At 70.3% G+C, this 19338-nt stretch carries 14 protein-coding genes; 10 read left to right on the top strand and 4 right to left on the bottom strand.

Annotated elements, in window-relative coordinates; genetic code table 11:
• Window positions 1-45: 45 nt before the first annotated feature.
• On the bottom strand, window positions 46-621 hold the full coding sequence (locus OG844_RS29340) for a TetR family transcriptional regulator (RefSeq protein ID WP_406394319.1): 576 nt from the start codon (window positions 619-621) through the stop codon (window positions 46-48).
• A gap of 106 nt (window positions 622-727) precedes the next feature.
• Here OG844_RS29340 and OG844_RS29335 point away from each other — a divergent pair, with 106 nt between their 5' ends.
• The 3 genes from OG844_RS29335 (at window position 728) to OG844_RS29325 (ending at window position 3448) form a co-directional block, all read left to right on the top strand.
• Entirely contained in the window at window positions 728-2194 is a 1467-nt protein-coding gene (locus OG844_RS29335) for an FAD-dependent oxidoreductase (RefSeq protein WP_406394317.1), read from the top strand.
• A 97-nt stretch (window positions 2195-2291) separates the two neighbouring features.
• On the top strand, window positions 2292-2627 hold the full coding sequence (locus tag OG844_RS29330) for a YnfA family protein (protein WP_351168574.1): 336 nt from the start codon (window positions 2292-2294) through the stop codon (window positions 2625-2627).
• A 62-nt stretch (window positions 2628-2689) separates the two neighbouring features.
• Entirely contained in the window at window positions 2690-3448 is a 759-nt protein-coding gene (locus OG844_RS29325; RefSeq protein WP_406394315.1) for an SDR family NAD(P)-dependent oxidoreductase, read from the top strand.
• A gap of 152 nt (window positions 3449-3600) precedes the next feature.
• Here OG844_RS29325 and OG844_RS29320 read toward each other — a convergent pair whose 3' ends face one another.
• A complete protein-coding gene (locus tag OG844_RS29320) occupies window positions 3601-4794 on the bottom strand; it encodes an RtcB family protein (protein ID WP_406394313.1) in 1194 nt (397 codons plus the stop codon).
• A gap of 173 nt (window positions 4795-4967) precedes the next feature.
• Here OG844_RS29320 and OG844_RS29315 point away from each other — a divergent pair, with 173 nt between their 5' ends.
• The 3 genes from OG844_RS29315 (at window position 4968) to OG844_RS29305 (ending at window position 8395) form a co-directional block, all read left to right on the top strand.
• Window positions 4968-5777 carry a DUF3558 domain-containing protein gene (locus tag OG844_RS29315; protein ID WP_406394311.1) on the top strand — a complete coding sequence of 270 codons (810 nt, stop codon included), beginning with the start codon at window positions 4968-4970 and terminating at the stop codon, window positions 5775-5777.
• A gap of 181 nt (window positions 5778-5958) precedes the next feature.
• Window positions 5959-6780: a DUF3558 domain-containing protein gene (locus OG844_RS29310; protein ID WP_406394309.1), complete on the top strand. Its 822-nt coding sequence runs from the start codon at window positions 5959-5961 to the stop codon at window positions 6778-6780.
• A 211-nt stretch (window positions 6781-6991) separates the two neighbouring features.
• The gene (locus OG844_RS29305) at window positions 6992-8395 is read left to right on the top strand and encodes a DUF2637 domain-containing protein (protein ID WP_406394307.1); all 1404 of its coding nucleotides are present in this window, start codon (window positions 6992-6994) and stop codon (window positions 8393-8395) included.
• Window positions 8396-8461: 66 nt separating this feature from the next.
• Here the strand turns inward: OG844_RS29305 and lysS are convergent, their stop codons facing one another.
• Window positions 8462-10213: a lysine--tRNA ligase gene (gene lysS, locus OG844_RS29300; RefSeq protein ID WP_406394305.1), complete on the bottom strand. Its 1752-nt coding sequence runs from the start codon at window positions 10211-10213 to the stop codon at window positions 8462-8464.
• 149 nt (window positions 10214-10362) lie between these two features.
• On the opposite strand from lysS, the gene argS reads away from it, so the two are divergent.
• The 4 genes from argS (at window position 10363) to OG844_RS29280 (ending at window position 17321) form a co-directional block, all read left to right on the top strand.
• The gene (argS, locus tag OG844_RS29295) at window positions 10363-12132 is read left to right on the top strand and encodes an arginine--tRNA ligase (RefSeq protein WP_406396296.1); all 1770 of its coding nucleotides are present in this window, start codon (window positions 10363-10365) and stop codon (window positions 12130-12132) included.
• A gap of 753 nt (window positions 12133-12885) precedes the next feature.
• Complete coding sequence (locus OG844_RS29290; protein WP_406394304.1) at window positions 12886-15882, top strand: BTAD domain-containing putative transcriptional regulator; 2997 nt, start codon at window positions 12886-12888, stop codon at window positions 15880-15882.
• Between the two features lie 168 nt (window positions 15883-16050).
• Window positions 16051-16245, top strand: coding sequence for a hypothetical protein (locus OG844_RS29285; protein ID WP_406394302.1), 195 nt, complete (start codon window positions 16051-16053; stop codon window positions 16243-16245).
• 227 nt (window positions 16246-16472) lie between these two features.
• A complete protein-coding gene (locus OG844_RS29280) occupies window positions 16473-17321 on the top strand; it encodes a 4'-phosphopantetheinyl transferase family protein (RefSeq protein WP_406394301.1) in 849 nt (282 codons plus the stop codon).
• A 48-nt stretch (window positions 17322-17369) separates the two neighbouring features.
• Here OG844_RS29280 and OG844_RS29275 read toward each other — a convergent pair whose 3' ends face one another.
• On the bottom strand, window positions 17370-19226 hold the full coding sequence (locus tag OG844_RS29275; RefSeq protein WP_406394299.1) for a BTAD domain-containing putative transcriptional regulator: 1857 nt from the start codon (window positions 19224-19226) through the stop codon (window positions 17370-17372).
• Between the last annotated feature and the right edge of the window lie 112 nt (window positions 19227-19338).

The raw sequence follows: 19338 nt of genomic DNA, 5'->3' as shown, positions 1-19338 counted from the left end.
CACACCCGCCCGAGGCCACCGCCCCGGGTACGCCCGCCCCCGCCCCTAGGGCTGCTCGGCCGTCAGATAGCGCTGGACCGTCGGTGCGAGCCAGGAGATGATCTCCTGCCGGGACATCGAGACGGCGGGCCCGATGCGCAGGACGTACCGCGCGAGCGCCATCCCCAGGATCTGCGAGGCGACGAGCGCCGCACGGCGCGGCGCATCGGCCGGGTCGGGGCAGACGCCGGCCGCTACCGGCCCGAGCTGTTCGGCGAATACGGCCCGCATCCGCTCGGCTCCCGCTTCATTGGTGACACCCACCCTGAGCAGGCCCGTGAGCACGTCGTCCTGCTCCCAGCGGTCCAGGAAGTGCTCGACGAGGACCGCGCCGATGTGCTTTGCGGGCAGGGCGCCCAGACCGGGAATCCGCAGATCGATCTCCGACGCCGCGGCGAACAGCCCCTCCTTGGAGCCGTAGTACCGCATCACCATCGACGGGTCGATGCGCGCGTCGCGGGCTATGGCTCGGATGGTGGCGCGCTCGTACCCGTCGGCGGCGAATCGCTCGCGTGCCGCTTCGAGGATCGCCGCCTTGGTGGCGTCCGAGCGGCGAGGGGAGGAGGGGGCTTGCGCTGTCATGCCAACAATCGTAGGCCAACAAGCGTTGACACGCCACATCCACGCGTTCTATGTTTGCCAACAAGCGTTGACCCACAACCGTTGGCACTTGGCACGGGAGGCCGTCATGACCGGCACGTCCAGCACCGAATCCAGCACCTCCGCCACCCTCGACGTAGTCGTCGTGGGGGCAGGACCCACCGGCATGCTCCTGGCGGGCGACCTCGCCGCCCAAGGTCTGTCGGTCACCCTCGTCGAGCGCCGCCCGCAGGAGACGGGCAACATGACCCGCGCCTTCGCCGTCCACGCACGCACCCTCGAACTGCTCGGCACCCGGGGGCTCGCCGACGAACTGATCGCGACCGGCACCCTCCTCACCCGGATGCGGCTCTTCGGCAGGCTCTCGCTCGACCTGTCACGGCTGCGGACCCGTTACCCCTACCTCCTCATCACCCCGCAGTACGAGGTGGAACGCCTGTTGGAGCGCCGCGCACGCGAAGCGGGCGTGACCTTCCGGTACGGGACGGAGCTACTGGGCCTGAGCCAGTCCGCCGACCAGGACACGGTCACCGCCGCGATACGGGACACCGACGGGACCCGCTCCACCCTCGAAGCGAAATACCTCGTCGGCACCGACGGAGTCCGCAGCGCCGTCCGGCACGCCCTCGGGCTGCCCTTCCCCGGCGAATCCGTGATCAGGTCCATCGTCCTGGCCGACGTCCGCCTCGCGGAGGAACCCCCGAGCCTCCTCACCGTCAACGGGGTGGGGGACGCCTTCGCCTTCATCGCCCCCTTCGGCGACGGCTGGTACCGGGTCATGGGCTGGAACCGCACCCGGCAGGCCTCCGACAACGAGCCCGTGGAGCTCGACGAACTGCGCGAGACCGCCCGCCTCGCGTTCGGCACCGACTACGGGATGCACGACGCCCGCTGGATCTCGCGCTTCCACAGCGACGAACGCCAGGTGCCCGCCTACCGCACCGGCCGGGTCTTTCTGGCCGGCGACGCCGCCCACGTCCACTCCCCGGCCGGCGGACAGGGCATGAACACCGGGCTCCAGGACGCCGCGAACCTCTCCTGGAAGCTCGCCGCCGTCCTGCACGGGCACTCCGCCGACCCCGATGCGCTCCTCGACAGCTACCACGCCGAACGGCACCCGGTCGGCACGAAGGTCCTCCGCGCCAGCGGTTCGATCATCCGCCTCGCCATGGCCAGGACCCCGCTCCAGCGGGCCGTGCGCACCGGCGTCACCCGCCTGCTGTCCACCGTGCGACCGGCCTCGGACAAGGCGATCGGGATGATCACCGGCATCGGAATCTCCTATCCCGCGCCTCGGGGCAGTCACCGCCTCACGGGCACCCGCGCCCCCGACCTGAAGCTTGCCGAAGGCCGGCTCCACGACCTCCTGAGCGACGGCGCCTTCACCCTGATCACACCCCCGGACGCCCCTGCGCCGGCGACCCCGGCCCCGCTCGTCCACGCGCACTGGACCGGAGACCGCACCATGACACTGCTCGTCCGCCCAGACGGATACATCGCCTGGGCCGGCGAACACCCCGACCCCGAGGCGCTGCGCCACGCGATAGCCCGATGACCGCCGGAGGACGGAGGGCGGCGTGCGGCACCTCGTCGCGGCCCACGGCGGACCGGTCCCGCACAGCACCGTCCGGCCGCCGTGAAACGCTGCTCCCATGCTGATCGCCCGTTCCGTCGCGCTCTTCGCCGTCGCCGCGCTCTTCGAGATCGGTGGCGCCTGGCTCGTCTGGCAGGGGGTGCGCGAGCACCGCGGCTGGATCTGGATCGGCGCGGGCGTCATCGCCCTCGGCGCCTACGGTTTCGTGGCGACGCTCCAGCCGGACGGGGAGTTCGGGCGCATCCTCGCCGCGTACGGCGGGGTGTTCGTCGCCGGTTCGATCGCCTGGGGCATGGTCGCCGACGGCTACCGACCCGACCGCTGGGACGTGATCGGCGCGCTGGTCTGCCTGGCCGGCATGGCGTTGATCATGTACGCACCCCGCAACCCCTGAATCCGCGCTCCGGCCGACTGCCTATTCTTGGCCGTACCGATCAACTGTCCGAGGAGTTCGCCATGGCCGCCACCCCCATCGCCGTCATCACCGGCGCGAGCAGCGGCATCGGCGCCGCGACCGCCCGGCAGCTGGCCGCCGCCGGATACCGCGTCGTGCTCACCGCCCGCCGCAAGGACCGCATAGAGGCGCTCGCCGCCGAGCTGACCGAGGCGGGCCACCAGGCAACGGCCTACGCCCTGGACGTCACCGACCGCACCGCGGTCGACGAGTTCGCCACCGCGTTCCGCTCCCTCGCCGTCCTCGTCAACAACGCGGGCGGCGCCCTCGGCGCCGACCCCGTCGCGACCGGCGACCCCGCCGACTGGCGCCAGATGTACGAGACGAATGTCATCGGCACCCTGAACGTCACCCAGGCCCTGCTCCCCGCCCTCACCGCGAGCGGCGACGGCACGGTCGTGATCCTCTCCTCCACGGCCGCGCTCTCCTCGTACGAGGGCGGCGGCGGTTACGTCGCGGCCAAGCACGGCGAGCACGTCCTGGCCGAGACCCTTCGCCTGGAGATCGTCGGCACCCCGGTCCGCGTCATCGAGGTCGCGCCCGGCATGGTCAAGACCGAGGAGTTCGCCACCACCCGCTTCCGCGGTGACACGGAGAAGGCGGCCAAGGTCTACGCGGGCGTCGACGCCCCGCTCACCGCCGACGACGTGGCCGACACGATCACCTGGGCCATCACCCGCCCCAGCCACGTCAACATCGACCTCCTGGTGGTACGCCCCCGCGCCCAGGCCTCCAACTCCAAGGTCCACCGCACGCTCTGAGGACAGCGAGCGGCAGCGGCGGCGTGCGCCGGGGCGAGCCGCGCCGGCGGGTGCCGGGACAGGCGCCGGGACGAACAGCACGCCCGCACAGCTGAGCCCCCGGACCGCCGCTGGGCGGCACGGGGGCTCCGTCTGCGGTCAGGGATCCGGACTCAGCCCTTCACGCACACGACCTGCTTCAGTTTCGCGACGACCTCGACGAGGTCGCGCTGCTGCTCGATGACCTGCTCGATCGGCTTGTACGCGGCCGGGATCTCGTCCACGACGCCGGAGTCCTTCCGGCACTCCACGCCCCGCGTCTGGTCCTCCAGGTCCTTCGTCGAGAAGCGGCGCTTCGCGGCGTTCCTGCTCATCCGCCGCCCGGCGCCGTGCGAGGCGGAGTTGAACGACTTCTCGTTCCCCAGCCCCTTCACGATGTACGAACCCGTACCCATGGACCCCGGGATGATCCCGAAGTCACCGGAACCGGCACGGATCGCGCCCTTCCGCGTAACCAGCAGGTCCATACCCTCGTACCGCTCCTCCGCCACGTAGTTGTGGTGACAGGAAATGACCGGTTCGAAGCTGACCTTCGCCTTCTTGAATTCCTTCCGGACCACGTCCTGGAAGAGCCCCATCATGATCGCTCGGTTGAACTTCGCGTACTCCTGCGCCCAGAACAGATCGTTGCGGTACGCCGCCATCTGCGGGGTGTCCGCGATGAAAACTGCCAGGTCACGGTCGATGATGCCCTGGTTGTGCGGAAGCTTCTGCGCCTGCCCGATGTGGAAGTCGGCAAGCTCCTTGCCGATGTTCCGGGATCCGGAGTGCAGCATCAGCCATACCGATCCCTCCTCGTCGAGACAGAACTCGATGAAGTGGTTCCCGCTACCGAGTGTTCCCATCTGCTTTGTGGCGCGGTCCTGCCTGAATTTGACCGCGTCGGCGATCCCGTCGAAGCGCGACCAGAAGTCGTCCCAGCCCGCCGTCGGGAATCCGTGCAGCTTTCCCGGGTCCACGATGCTGTCGTGCATCCCACGGCCGACCGGGATCGCCTGCTCGATCTTCGACCGCAGCCGCGACAGGTCCCCCGGCAGGTCGTTGGCCGTGAGCGAGGTCTTCACCGCGGACATTCCGCAGCCGATGTCCACGCCCACCGCGGCCGGGCAGACCGCGCCGTGCATCGCGATCACCGAGCCGACGGTCGCGCCCTTGCCGAAGTGGACGTCCGGCATGACGGCCAGACCCTTGATCCACGGCAGCGTGGCCACGTTCCGCAGCTGCTGCATCGCGACGTCCTCGACCGAAGCCGGGTCGGCCCACATACGGATGGGAACCTTCGCACCCGGCACCTCTACATACGACATAACCCCTCAATTCCCCCGAAAAAGATTCAAAGCGCAAAACCGGTGCCGAGGTCGGCAAACAGGTCGGCCGACCGGCATTCACAGCGGCGCGTGCGATACACATTGTGTCCACCGGCCGCCATCGAGCGGCAACCTGTTTTCCGTACCGAAGGGAGCCTGGGACCGTGCGACACATGGCGTACGTACCCGGCGTCGCGCTTCTCGCAGCGCTCGTCGCCGGCTGCAGCGCCGGCTCCGGCGCCGACGACCCCGCCGCCGACAGCAAGCCCGGCAGCCCGACGGTCTCGGCCGCGCCCCCGGGCAAGTACCGGACGCTGCCCGAATCCTGCCGCGCGGTGCCGCGTTCCACCCTCAAGGACCTGCTGCCGGGCGCCGCCGAGCTGCCCGGGGAGCAGCAGGACAAGGTGTACGAGGGCACGGCCTCCGTCACCTTCGACACCGACCGCAAGGTCGGCTGCCGCTGGAAGTCCGACGCCCCTGACGCGTCCCGGAATCTGTCCATCGACTTCGAGCGCGTCGTGTCGTACGACCCCGCGGTGAGCGACGACGACCGGGCCCAGGACGTGTACACGAAGAAGGAGGGAGCCGCCGGACTGTCGGGCGGGCCGAGCAGTTCCGTGTCCGGGACGCCCACGGGGTCGCCCAGCGGGAAGCCCAGCGCCTCCCCCTCCGGCACCCCCGGCGGGTCGGCCTCCGGCACACCCACGACCCCGTCCGCCCCCTCCACCGGCTCCGACGAGGACCTGCGGCCACGGCTGCTCGACGGCCTCGGCGACGCCGCGTTCCTGGACGATGTGCTCACCAGGGCAGGTTCCACCGCACAGCACCGCACCGTGAGCGTGGTATTCCGCACATCGAACGTCATAGTGACCATCGAGTACACCGAGCAGTCCGCCCTCGTCACCGAGGTTCCCGACAGCAAGGAACTCCAGGAGAAGGCGCAGGCCCTGGCCCGGAAGCTTGCCGAGACGCTCAGCGATTAGCCCGGGTCCGGTGGCCCCGCCGGGGCCGTACGGTGCTCCCCCGGGACATACGACCGAGGCGGCATCCGGCCGCCGTCCGTCGTACCGTGGCCCTTCGGTACGACGGCCGGCCAGGCCGACGTACCCGCCCGCCCGACCATCCGCACGACCGAGACCGCCGTGCCGTCCGAGTGAAGGAACCATGCACCGATCCGCCCCGCGACTGTCCCGCATACTCGTCTGCGCCGCTGTTCCGGTGATGCTCGTCGTCGCCGGCTGCTCGTCGGACTCCGACGACACGAAGGGCTCGGGCTCCTCCACCTCCCCGGGTGCGAAGAAGTCGCAGCCGGGCGTCGAGCCTGCGAAGTTCGCCGCGCTGCCCGACGCCTGCGCGTCGATCGGCAGGAAGACGATCGAGAGCCTGGTTCCGAAGACGAAGAACAAGGGCGGCACGCCGGGCCGTTCCAGCGACACCGCGACCCGCGGCAGCTGCTCCTGGAACGGCCTGGACGACAACGGCGTCAAGGGTTCGCAGTACCGCTGGCTCGACGTCGGCTTCACCCGCTTCGAGTCGGACGACGCCCTCGGCAGCGGTGCCAAGCGGGCGACGGACGACTACACGAAGCAGATCGCCAAGGCGCAGGCGACCGAGGGCGCCCAGAAGGTCGCTGCCGCGCCCGCCGCCGGCATCGGCGAGCAGGCGACCGCCGTCACCTATGACCTCACCAAGACGAGTGAGGACTTCAAGTACGCGACGATCGTGGCCCGTACGGGCAACGTCGTCGTCACCCTCACCTACAACGGTGCGGGCTATGCGGGCGCCAAGGCACCCTCCGCCGCCGACATCCTCAAGGACGCCCAGGCGGCGGCCAAGGAGGCTGTCGCCGCGGTCGCCGCCGAAAAGGGCGACGCCGCCGCGACGGCGAAGCCCTCGGCCGAGCCGTCCGCCAAGGGCTCCGCCAAGCCGTCCGCCAAGCCGTCCGCCAAGGCCTCGGCCAAGACGTCCGCCAAGGCCTCCCGGTAGTCCTCCGGGTCGGCCGACACCACCTCGTGACCCAAGCCCGGCAGGGACACGAACACACCTGCCCAGAGGCGTCCTTGCCCCGCCCGGTCCTCCCCCGAGGACCGGGCTTCGCACCCTCCCCGCGCAACATCACTCGCACGCATGTGCCAGGCTGTGCCCGCGCCGGATACCGAAGCAGGGCCGGTCCATCGAAGTCGGGAGGGGAACGCGGGTGGCCGCAATGCAGCTGACACGCACGCACCGCGTACTCATCGGGGTTGTCGTCGCCGGTGCTGTACTCATTGCCGCGATCGGGTTCGCAGGCTCCTACGCCGCGGTGCGCGAGCTCGCGGAGGAGAAGGGCTTCGGCCGGTTCTCGATCGTCTTCCCGATCGGCATCGACGCGGGCATCTGCGTCCTGCTGGCGCTGGACCTGCTGCTGACCTGGATGCGCATCCCGTTCCCGCTGCTGCGCCAGACCGCGTGGCTGCTGACGGCGGCGACCATCGCGTTCAACGGTGCCGCCGCGTGGCCCGACCCGCTGGGCACCGGGATGCACGCGGTGATCCCGATCCTGTTCGTCGTCTCCGTCGAGGCCGCCCGGCACGCCGTGGGCCGGATCGCGGACATCACGGCCGACAAGCACATGGAGGGCGTGCGCCTCACCCGCTGGCTGCTCTCCCCCGTACCCACGTTCAAGCTGTGGCGCCGGATGAAGCTGTGGGAGCTGCGCAGTTACGAGCAGGTCATCAAGCTCGAACAGGACCGGCTGATCTACCAGGCCCGTCTGCAGGCCCGGTTCGGCCGCAACTGGCGCCGCAAGGCACCCATCGAGTCGATGATGCCGCTGCGTCTGGCGAAGTACGGTGTCCCGCTCGCCGAGACCGCCCCGGCCGGCCTCGCCGCCGCGGGCATCGAGCCGGCCCTGCTGCCTCCGGCCCCCGCCCCGGCAGCCGCCCCGGCAGCCGTCGAGGCGGGGCATCAGCCCCAGCTCGCCTACGCTCCGCAGGAGCCGGAGCAGCAGCCCGCCGCGCCCCAGCAGCAGCACCCTCAGCAACACCCGGAGCAGCAGCCCGATGAGCAGGGCGAGTGGCCTGCGGAGGGCCCCGGCTCGCACGACAGTCCTTGGTTCGCGGCGCCGCAGGAGCCGTACGAGGGCACGTACAACCCCACGTACGTCGAGGGCCTGGAGCCCTCCCCGGTCATGATCCCCTCGGGTCCCGGTGGCCGGACCCGCCCACTGGGCAACGTGGGGACCATCGGCGCGTTCCCGCACCCGCGCAGCGCGGAACCGCAGCCCGGTGAGGAGCAGCCCGCCCCCCACCAGGAGCAGCAGACAGTTCGTCCCGAGGCCCCGGTGGCCCGGCGCGCACCGCAGGAGCCCCTCGGTGAGGCTCCGGAGGCCGACCCGGCCGAATGGGCCGAGGCAGAGATCGAGTTCAGTGAGATCGCGTACGACGTGTTCACCGCGTACACGCATCAGCACCAGGACTACCCGAGCGCCGAGGTGCTCGACATCCACCTCTCGGACGGCCACAACGTCCGTCATCCGCGCAGCGCGGCCCTGCTCCGCCGGCTGCTGCCCGGCTTCAAGCAGCGCTTCGACAACGAGATGGCCGCGGACCACATCGCGTAGACAGCGGCGGCGGAAGACGGAACGGGCGGGCCGCTGAGCGGCCCGCCCGTCCTCACATCCGCGGTGCTACGCGCCGAGCAGCGTCCGCACCCGGTCCGCCCCGACCGCGAGGAGCAGCGTGGGCAGCCGCGGCCCGGTGTCCCGGCCGACGAGCAGCCGGTACAGCAGCGCGAAGAAGGAGCGCTGGGCCACCTTCAGTTCGGGCGTCGGCTTGGCGTCCGGCGCCAGGCCCTCCAGCACCTTCGGGACTCCGTAGACGAGCGTCGTCAGCCCGTCCAGCGACCAGTGCGAGTCGAGCCCTTCGAGCAGCAGCCGCAGCGACTCGCGGCCCTGCTCGTCCAGGGAGCCCAGAAGCTCCTTGTCCGGCTCGTCCCGGACGATGGTGCGGGCCTCGGCCGGCACCTGGGTGGTGATCCAGTTCTCGGCGCGGTCGAGCCGGGGCCGCGCCTCGTCGAGCGAGGTCAGCGGGTTCTCGGGGTCGAGCTCGCTGAGGATGCGCAGCGTCTGGTCCTGCGCACCGGCGGTGATGTCGGCGACCGAGGCGAGGGTGCGGTACGGCAGCGGGCGGGGGGTGCCGGGCAGGTCCCCGGCGGCCGTACCGACGGCCCGCGCGTAGGCGGCGGCGTCGGCCGGCAGCACCGTGCCGTCGGCCACCTTGCGGGCCAGCGAGTCCCACTCGTCGTAGAGCCGCTGGATCTCCTGGTCGAAGGCGATCTTGAAGGACTGGTTGGGCCTGCGGCGGGCGTACAGCCAGCGCAGGAGCGGCGCCTCCATGATCTTCAGCGCGTCGGCCGGGGTCGGCACGCCGCCCTTGCTGGAGGACATCTTCGCCATGCCGGAGATGCCGACGAACGCGTACATCGGGCCGATCGGCTGGACGCCGTCGAAGATCTCGCGCACGATCTGGCCGCCGACGACGAAGGAGGAGCCGGGCGAGGAGTGGTCCACGCCGCTGGGCTCGAAGATCACGCCCTCGTAGGCCCAGCGCATCGGCCAGTCGACCTTCCAGACCAGCTTGCCGCGGTTGAACTCGTTCAGCCGGACCGTTTCGGCGAAGCCGCAGGCCGAGCAGGTGTAGTTCAGCTCGGTCGAGTCGTCGTCGTAGGAGGTGACGACGGTGAGGTCCTTCTCGCAGTTGCCGCAGTAGGGCTTGTACGGGAAGTAGCCGGCGGTATTGCCGCTGCCGTCGTCCTCGTCCGCCGCGCCGGAGCCCTCGGCGGCCTCCAGCTCGGCCTCGTCGACCTTCTTCTGCTGCGGCTTCTTGCCGCCCGTGGCACCGTCCTTCTTGGTCCGGTAGCGGTCCAGGACGGCGTCGATGTCGCCACGGTGCTTCATCGCGTGCAGGATCTGCTCGCGGTACGTGCCGGCCTGGTACTGCTCGGTCTGGCTGATGCCGTCGTACTCGACGCCGAGCTCGTCCAGCGCCTGGGTCATGGCGGCCTTGAAGTGCTCGGCCCAGTTCGGGTACGCGGACCCGGCGGGGGCGGGCACCGAGGTCAGCGGCTTGCCGATGTGCTCGGCCCAGGACGCGTCGACGCCCGCGACCCCGTTCGGGACCTTGCGGTAGCGGTCGTAGTCGTCCCAGGAGATCAGATGCCGCACGGTGTGGCCGCGGCGGCGGATCTCGTCGGCGACGAGGTGCGGGGTCATGACCTCGCGGAGGTTGCCCAGGTGGATCGGGCCGGACGGGGAGAGGCCGGACGCGACGACGACCGGTTTGCCAGGCGCACGTCGCTCCGATTCGGCGATGACATCGTCCGCGAAGCGGGAGACCCAGTCGGTCTCGGTGCTGCTCTGACTCGAAGCCACGGTCGGCACGTCCTTCTCTCGTGTAGGACTCGTAGGGGCGACCCCTCGCAGGGGCAGCCCCCATTCTCCCAGCTACCGCCCACAGCGCGAAAACGGCTTTACGCCCCGTGGGATACTTGGGTGATCTCTTGTTCCTCTACGGAAACGGCAGCCGGCTCATGGCTTCGGTCAATTCCCTCGCTTCCACGCTCCAGCAGCAGCTGACGGACGCCCTGACGGCAGCTCTGCCGGAGGCCGGCACCGCGGACCCGCTGCTGCGCCGAAGCGACCGGGCCGACTTCCAGGCCAACGGGATCCTGGCCCTCGCCAAGAAGCTCAAGGGCAACCCGCGCGAGCTGGCCTCCCAGGTCACGGCGGCCCTCCCGACGGGCGATCTGATCAAGGACATCGAGGTGTCCGGCCCCGGCTTCCTGAACGTCACGCTCACCGACGGGGCGATCATCCGGACGCTCGCCGCGCGCGCCGCCGACGGAGACCGTCTCGGTGTCCCGCTGAAGGCCGCCCCCGGCACAACCGTGATCGACTACGCCCAGCCGAACGTGGCCAAGGAGATGCACGTCGGCCACCTGCGGTCGGCGGTCATCGGTGACGCGATGGTCCAGATCCTCGAATTCACCGGCGAGAACGTCGTCCGGCGCCACCACATCGGCGACTGGGGCACCCAGTTCGGCATGCTCATCCAGTACCTCTTCGAGCACCCGGACGAGCTGAGGCACGAGGGCGGCCAGGCGGACGGCGAGGCGGCCATGTCGTCACTGAACCGCGTCTACAAGGCGTCGCGGGTCCTCTTCGACTCCGACGAGGAGTTCAAGGCCCGCTCCCGTGACCGGGTGGTGGCCCTCCAGGCCGGCGACCCGGAGACGCTGGCGCACTGGCAGCGGTTCGTCGACGAGTCGAAGATCTACTTCTACTCCGTCTTCAACAAGCTCGACATGGAGATCCGCGACCCCGACATCGTCGGTGAGTCCGGCTACAACGACATGCTCGAGGAGACCTGCCGGATCCTGGAGGAGACGGGTGTCGCCGTCCGCTCCGAGGGTGCGCTGTGCGTGTTCTTCGACGATGTGAAGGGCCCGGACGGCAATCCCGTCCCGCTGATCGTCAAGAAGACGAACGGCGGTTACGGCTATGCGGCGACCGATCTCTCCGCGATCCGCGACCGGGTGCAGAACCTCAAGGCGGACACCCTGGTCTACGTGGTGGACGCCCGTCAGTCCCTGCACTTCAAGATGGTCTTCGAGACGGCCCGCCGGGCGGGCTGGCTGAACGAGGACGTCCATGCGCACCAGTTGGCGTTCGGCACGGTCCTGGGCAAGGACGGCAAGCCGTTCAAGACCCGTGAGGGCACGACGGTGCGGCTGGAGGACCTGCTGGACGAGGCCGTCGAGCGGGCCACCGCCGTGGTGCGCGAGAAGGCCGTGAAGGTGGGCCTGTCCGAGGACGAGATCGTCGAGAACGGCCGGTACGTGGGTGTCGGCGCCGTGAAGTACGCGGACCTGTCGACGTCGGCGGTGCGGGACTACAAGTTCGACCTGGACCAGATGGTGTCGCTGAACGGCGACACGTCGGTGTACCTCCAGTACGCGTACGCCCGTAGCCGCTCGATCCTGCGCAAGGCGGGGGACGCGAAGCCCGTCGCGCACCCGGAGCTGGAACTGGCTCCGGCCGAGCGGGCGCTGGGCCTGCACCTGGACCAGTTCGGCGAGGTCCTGGCCGAGGTGGCGTCGGAGTGCGAGCCGCACAAACTGGCCGCGTACCTGTACCAGCTCGCCTCGCACCTCACCACGTTCTACGACCAGTGCCATGTGCTGAGCGACGAGAACCCGGCGGAGGTCGTCGAGAACCGGCTGTTCCTCGTCGACCTGACGGCCCGGACCCTGCACCAGGGAATGCGGCTGCTGGGCATCCGGACGCCCGAGCGCCTCTGACCGTAACTGCCGGGGCTGCCCGGGGCTCACGCCCCGGGCAGCCCCCTGTCATGTCCCGTCAGCTCCCCTCACCTGCCCCGGAGCACGCTCCTCGGGCACGGTGCCCGCACTTCGGTGTGCATTGCGGGCGCCGTCCACCCGATGCGTGACCTGCACCACATTCGAAGCGAACCCCCTCTTCCCCCGGCATTGCGTGATTGATTCGCAACAGCCGTGACTGGCGAATTGAGTACGGGGGAAACATGAACAGGGCTCACATAAGAACGGCCGCCGCGCCGCCCGAAATAGTGTTACCGACGGACGCACCACGGATTCACCGCGGGGCCGCGCAACACTCCAGGACGGGAACACGGGGAGGCCACGGGACGGCCGCGCCGGCGCCATTTGTCGCCATCCGCGCACCATACGCCGCGAATCCACTTGCCGGAAACCCGCTCGGCTTTTAAGGGCGCAGTTGCTCGAGCACCATGGCATTCCGGCCGAAGATTTCATACTTACTCCGGAGTAGCGCCCGCCGTACTGGGCGGTAGATCGTCAGGTCGCCGTATCGTGGGACCACAGGACTGACTCAGGAAATACAGCAGAACACGGTGTGAGGCACCCGTATTCCTGTCCGTTGCGCTGATCCCGGCGAGACTCCCGGGATCGCGCACCGGCGGAACAACGGGTGCGGGGGTAGTGAGCGGCAGGCCGGGCGGCCCTGCCGGGCAAGAGGATCAATTGCTTCCACCGTTCGGGAGGCAAGGGGGATACGTGGAGAAGCGGCTGACCTTCAAGGTGTTGGGGCCCCTGGAAGTGACCTCCGGGGCCGCGCAGGTACCGGTGGGAGGGCCACGGCACCGGACCATTCTTGTCGTGCTGCTGCTCAGCCCGGGCAGGATCGTGCCGGTCGACACCCTGATCGAGGCCGTGTGGGGCAACCACCCGCCGGCCACCGCCCGTACCCAGGTCTCCATCTGTATCGCCGCGCTGCGCAAGACGTTCAAGGCCGCCGGTTTCCCCGGCGAGGTCATCGTCACCGCCCATCCCGGCTATCTCCTCCAGGTCGGCATGCACCAGCTCGATTCGGAGGAGTTCTCCGCACTGGTCTCGGCGGCCGAGCTCGCGGTCAGGAACAACAAGTTCGCCGAGGCCGCCCGTTGCTATGCGGACGCGCTGAAACTGTGGCGCGGCCGACCACTTGCGGGGGTGACGGGCCGGCTGGTGGAGGACGAGGCGCAGCGGCTCGAGGAACTGCGGCTCGACACCTACGAGAACGCCACGGCCGTGCACCTGCAGCTCGGCGACCACCAGAAGATCCTTCCCGATCTGGCGGCGATGGTCCGCGAGCATCCGCTGCGCGAGCGGGCGCGGCATCAGCTGATCACCGCCCAGTACCACTCGGGCCGGCGGGCCGAGGCCCTGGAGACCTTCCGGGACGGGCGCCGCTGGCTCATCGACGAACTCGGCCTGGAACCGGGCCCGGCCCTGTCCGAGCTGCACAACGCGATCCTGCAGGACGAACCCTCGCTGACCGCACGCGGCCCCGAGGGCGCGGGTGGCGAACCGCTGTTGCTGTCGAAGCACGTCGGCGACCCGCTGGAACTGCCTCCCGACGTATCGGGGCTGGCCGGCCGCAAGGAGGAGCTGGCCCAGCTCGACGAACTCCTCGAACTCGGCGCGGTGGCACACGGCCCGGCCACGGGACTGATCACCGGTGTCGGCGGGGTCGGCAAGACGTGCCTGGCGGTCCGCTGGGCGCACAGCGTCTCCGACCGCTTCCCCGACGGCCAGCTCTTCGCCGACCTCCGCGGCTACGACGAGCATCTGGAGCCCACCACGGCGGGTGAGATCCTCGGGCGGTTCCTGCGCTCGCTCTCGGTGCCCATCGGGCAGATCCCGGCCGAACCCGAGGAGCGCGCCGCCCTGTACCGCAGCCTGCTCGCCGACCGCCGGGTCCTGGTGGTGCTGGACAACGTGCGGACCTTCGCCCAGGTGCGTCCGCTGCTGCCGAGCAGCGGAGGCTGCTGCGTCCTGGTCACCAGCCGGGAGCAGCTGTCCGAGATGGTCGCCTGGCCGCCGCAAGCCTGGGTGCGGCTCGGCCGGCTGTCACCGTACGAGGCGGTCGAGCTCCTCGGAAAGATCGTCGGCGAGGACCGCATCGCCGCCGACCCGCCGTCCGCCGCCCGGCTCGTGGAGCTGTGCGACCTGTTGCCGCTCGCCCTGCGGATCGCCGGGGCGCGGCTGGCCTCCAAACCGCACTGGACGGTGTCGCGCCTGGTGCGCCGGCTGAGTGACGAACGGCTGCGGCTGGACGAGCTCAGCTCGGGAGAGTCGCAGGTGCGCGCCAGTTTCACCCTGACGTACCGCGGTCTCTCCGCGCCGACGGCGCTGCTGTACCGGAGCCTGGGACTGCTCGATGTGCCCGATTTCGGCTCCTGGGTCGCCGCCGCGCTCCTGGACACCGACCTGCTGACCGGGGAGCGGCTCATCGAGCAACTGGTCGACGCCCAGTTCCTGGACGTGGTCGGCCTGGACGCGACCGGGCATCCCCGCTACCGGTTCCAGAACCTGCTGCGGCTGTTCGCCCGGGAACGCGCCGAGGCGGAAGAGACCCCCGAGGAACGGCAGGCCGCACGGCAACGCGCCTTCCGGGCCTACCTCTCGCTCGCCGAACAGGCTCACCGGCGCGCCTACGGGGGCGACTTCAGCATCATCCACAGTTCGGTGCCCCGCCATCCGCTGCCCGACGAGCTCGGTGCCGGGCTGCTCACCGCTCCGCTCGACTGGCTGGAGACCGAGCGGCTCTCCCTGGTCGCGGTGGTCGACCAGGCCGCCGCGCTTGGTATGGACGAGCTCGCCTGGGATCTCACGATGTCCATCGTGGTGCTCTTCGAGACCCGCAACTACCTCGACGACTGGCGCGAGTGCAGCGAGCGGGCGCTCGCCGCGACGAGAGCGGCCGGCAACGCCCGTGGCCAGGCCGCGATGCTGCACAGTCTCGGCGCCCTGGAGATGCGGCAGCGCAACTTCGGTGAGGCGTACGCGTCCTTCACCGAGGCTCTCGCGCTCCATGACCGGGCGGGCGAGGAGCACGGACACGCCCTCGTACTGCGCAACATGGCCATGATCGACGAGATGCGCGGGGATCTGGAGACCGCCATGGACCGCAGTGCGCAGGCCCTGGCGACGTTTCGGGCGGTCGGCGACCTCTCCTCGGAGGCCCATGTCCTGAACAACATGGCGCAGATCGAGCTGGACCGCGGCCGTACGGATTCGGCGCAGCGGCTGAGCCTCGAGTCCCTGGGGGTCTCCACGGCGATCGGTGAGGGCGGGGCCCGCAGCCTGGCGCTCGGGACCCACCGGCTGGCCCGGGTGTACCTCGCGCAGAACGAGTACGGCCTGGCCGAGGAAGCGTTCCTGCGGATGATCAGGATCGTCCGGGCCAAGGCCGACATGTTCGGTCTGGCCCATGGACTCCTGGGGCTGGGCGAGGCCAGGCTGGGCGCGCGGAGCTGGGCGCAGGCCAGGGGAACCCTGCTGCATGCCCTGGAAATCGTCGGACTGGTCGACAGCGCTCTGGTTGAGGGAAAAATCAAACTGGCCCTCGGTGAGGCGTGCTGGAAATGCGGTGAGCACTCCGCCGCCCGGCAGTATTTCGCCGACGCCAGGGACGACTTCACCCGGATCGGTGTCGAGACGTGGAGGGAGCGGGCGCATCTGGCACTTGCCGGAACGCTACCCCGGGACGAGACGTCGGAAATCCCCTGACGGTTCCACAATCCGCTACTGGATCCACCACTCGCCTGCACACTGAATCCGGCCGCCGGAATGCCGGAATCCCTTTCCGCGATATCTGCCGCCCGGAAAACCGAAAACGGAGCGATAATGAGCCGAAACCCTTGTGCCATACCGTTCATCGCATAGCAGGTTGACGACATGGGGGAAGAAATGCAGAACGTCCGTAACACCATCGCCACCGTCACGGTCACCACCGTTCTCGTGGGGCTGTGCGCATTCGTGGGCGCCGGATCCGCGGCTGCCGCGCAGTCCGCCGGCAACGGGCTCGGCGTGTCGGCCGCCGGTATCCCCGCCCAGGCTGCCGACGGCACGAATGACGAGAGCTGGCACTGAGCATCCGCGGGCCGGAGCGGTACGCCCGGCCCGCGCAGGTGAACAGCGGGCGCCGGAGCACCGGCGCCCGCTCCGTGTGTCCGCTCCCGGAGACCACTCCCGCCGCCCTTCCCACGCCCGTTCTCCGGCGGCCCGGGCGGCCGGACGGCAAAAAAATATATCCGCGATATACGGGGACGGTACGGTCCGCGCCACGCAGTCAGCAGTCGAAATGACAGAGAGTGCCCATGGCGCCCCCTTACAACATGTTCGAGAACAGCGGCGGCCGCGGGGCTGAGGACAGCTCCGCGGCCGTGTTCCGCGCGCTCCGCGCCGGTGGGGACACGCATGTCTGGTGGTGGCGCCAGCCGTTGCGCACCGACCCCGCCGATCTCGCTCTGCTCAACACCGAGGAGTTCCGGCAGGCCCTGTGCCTCCACTCGGAGCGGGATGCCGCGGCGTACGTCCACACGAGGGCGACGGCCCGCCGGGCCATCGGCGAGCTCCTCGACGTCGTACCCGAGGACGTCGACATCGAGAAGCCGCTGTGTCCCGCCTGTGGGGACCCCGGGCACGGGCCCACGCGTCTGAGCAGCCCCGAAGTGCCCCTGGCCATCAGCCTGGCACGTACCGGCGGTCACACCGTCCTCGCGGTGGGGACCGGAGCCACGATCGGCGTGGCCGCGGAGCGCCTGCGGCCCGTGCGCCAGGACGTACTGACCGAGTCGTGGCTCACCGCCGACGAGGCGCTCCATCTGCTGGGGCTACCGCGGGGCGCCGTCCGGGACGAGGTCTTCTACCGATGTTGGACCCGGAAGGAGGCCGTCCTCAAGGCGTTGGGGCACGTACCGGACGGAATCCGGCCGGACCAGATCGAGTCCTACCCGGCCACGACGGACACCGTGTTGATGCACTGCCCCGGCACCCCCGACGAACAGCACCCCGACGGTCGGACCGCCTGGGTCGTACGGGATCTCGCGCTCTTCGGACGCGCGGCCGCGGCTGTCGCCCAGCCTGCCGAGACCGAGCCGGCCTGCGGCCCGGTACGGACGCACCTGCCCGACGGCGGGACGCGCCCCCTTCCCGGCGCGCCGTGACACCGCACGCACCGTGACGGACACCGCACGGACAGCGACACCGCACGCTCAGCGGGCTGCGGTGGCTTCGGGCTGTCCGCGGTGCGCCGTCTCCTTCAGCAATCCGGCGAGGAGCAGCACCAGTTCGTGGAAGCGGTAGAGCGGCCTGCCCTGGCGGTCGACACCGCAGATGTCGAGCAGCGCACCGTCCACCAGCTGTTCCAGGCGCTGCTCCGCAGCAGACTCCCGGGTCCCCAGACACGTGGCCGCCCGCTGCGCCGGGAACGAATCCACGCCGATGTCTGCCAGCTGGATCAGCGTGGCCCGTGCCTGGTCCGGTTCGGGCAGCTGCCGCAGTGCCGGCATCAGCGCACCGACCACGTCGATCCCGCCGAAGGACAGCTCGCGGAGCCGGGTCTCCGGATCCGCCAGCCGGTCGGCGAGCCGTGCGACGGGCCAGTAGGGGCGCGCCGCGAGCCTGCAGCCGGTGATGCGGAGCGCGAGCGGCAGTCCCGCACAGTAGGCGAGCACATCGTCCGTCGCGTCGGGTTCGGCAAGCAGCCGTGCGCGGCCTGCGGACGCGGCCAGCAGGTCGAATGCGGCGCCGTCGCCGAACGGGGCGAGCGCGGTCGTTCTCGCGCCGGTCACCTGGGTGAGCCGGGCGCGGCTCGTGATCAGGACGACGGCATCCGGTGACCCGGACAGCAGCGGGTCGAGCCCGCGGCTGCTGACCGCACCGTCGAGGACGACCAGGAGGCGCCTGCCCGCCGTGCGCGCCCGGTAGAGGCGCACCAGCTCGTCCAGTTCCATGCGCCCGTCCGCGCCGCTGCCCGTGCCGCCTGCGCCGACGTGTTCACCCAGCCCCCGCAGGAGCGTCGTGAGGACCTCGGCGGGCGGTCTCGCCCGGCCGTCGGGCCGGGCGAGCTCGGCGAAGAGGAACCCGCCGGGATAGTGCACTGCGCTCGTGTGGGCAGCGTGCACGGCCAGCGCGGTCTTGCCCACGCCCGCCATGCCGGTGACCAGCAGGTGGCGCGGTCCCCGCCCGGCCGCTGAGTCCGCCAGCTGGGTGCGCAGAGCGGCGAGTTCGGCCTGGCGCCCGATGAACTCCTCGGTGTCCGGGGGAAGCATCGCCGGGGCGTCGTCGTCCTCGTAGTCGGAGTGCTCGGGCTGCTGGATCCTGCTTCCGGGCCCGGGTCCCCGGTTGCCGGCGAGCACGGCCGCGTACGTCGATCCGAGGGCCTCGCCGGGGTCGATGCCCAACTGGTCGGCGAGCAGGCTGCGGCCCTCGTAGTAGCTCTGCAGCGCGTCGCTCTGGCGTCCACCGCGGTAGTAGGCCGTCATCAGCTGCGCACGGAGCTTCTCCCGGAGCGGGAACTGCGCGACGAGTCCGGTGAGTTCGCCGGTCAGCTGCTCGTGCCTGCCGAGCGCGAGGTCCGCCTCGATCCGGCTTTCGAGCGCGTGCATCCGCGCCTCCTCGAGCTGGGGAAGCTCGGCGTCGGCGAGGTGTTCGGTGACGTTGGAGAGCGCGCTTCCCCGCCAGTGCCCCAGCGCCTCCGTGAGCAGCGCCCCGGCCTCGCCGAACCGCTTGCGGCGCAGCGCGGCGCGCCCCAGCTTCTCCAGCCGCTCGAACTCCAGGAGGTCGACCCTGCAGTGCGGCGCGGCGAGCAGGTAGCCGGGCTGGCGGCGCTCGATCCTGACCTCGTCGCCGAGGAGTTTGCGCAGCCTGGACATGTACGTATAGATCTGTGCGCCGGACGTCGCCGGCGGCTCCCATCCCCACAGGAGCGTATTGAGTCGGGTGTCGGACACCACGCGGCCTCTGGCGAGCAGCAGAGTCGCGAGCACCGTGTGCACCTTGGAACCGGACAGCGCAACGCGTGTGCCGTCCTTGTGAGCTTCAACCGGGCCGAGGACTCGGAAGTCCATTCGGCACCCCCCGTCTGGCTAATACGAACGTGTGCTCGCTGCAGAAGCTATGCGGGGGCTTTATTCGCGGGTTATTCGTTCGGTAACGCCGTGGCCTTGGCCTGGTGACGAG

The sequence above is a fragment of the Streptomyces sp. NBC_00887 genome (assembly GCF_045207585.1).
The sequence above is the reverse complement of the archived record's forward strand: the minus strand, read 5'-3'. Positions and strand labels throughout refer to the sequence as shown.